Source organism: Christiangramia aestuarii (assembly GCF_009735585.1).
GTDB lineage: Bacteria > Bacteroidota > Bacteroidia > Flavobacteriales > Flavobacteriaceae > Christiangramia > Christiangramia aestuarii.
The window spans coordinates 1-423 of the sequence record NZ_VJVW01000108.1 but is presented as its reverse complement, the minus strand read 5'-3'; the positions used below and the strand labels follow the sequence as shown (position 1 = coordinate 423).

The 423-nt window shown below is 61.9% G+C and carries 2 protein-coding genes; both read left to right on the top strand.

Annotation, left to right across the window (positions count from 1 at the left end; all coding sequences use genetic code 11):
• The coding region (rpsP, locus tag FLP08_RS17125) for a 30S ribosomal protein S16 (RefSeq protein ID WP_003092643.1) at positions 1–254 on the top strand (254 nt) is incomplete at its 5' end.
• 6 nt (positions 255–260) lie between these two features.
• Positions 261–423: hypothetical protein (locus FLP08_RS17120; protein WP_500681185.1), on the top strand; the 163-nt coding region annotated here is incomplete at its 3' end.

Sequence of the window (423 nt, the reverse complement as noted above, 5' to 3'; positions counted from 1 at the left end):
ACATGGTAACCATCCGTCTTGCTCGTGGCGGCTCCAAAAAGCGCCCCTTCTACCACCTGACCGTGACCAACAGCCGCAATGCGCGCGATGGTCGCTTCGTCGAGCGCATCGGTTTCTTCAACCCGGTTGCGACTGGTGGCGAAGTGCGTCTGTCCGTCGACCAGGAGCGTGCTACCTACTGGCTCGGCCAGGGTGCACAGCCGTCTGAGCGCGTTGCTCAGCTGCTCAAGGACGCTGCCAAGGCAAACGCCTAAGCCGTCATGAGTGAAATGCCGACACCCGCCGACGACCTGGTCGTGATCGGCAAGATCGTTTCGGTGTACGGCATCCGCGGTGAGGTGAAGGTGTATTCCTTTACCGACCCGTTGGACAACCTGCTGGACTATCGCCGCTGGACGCTCCGGCGCGACGGCGAGATTCGGC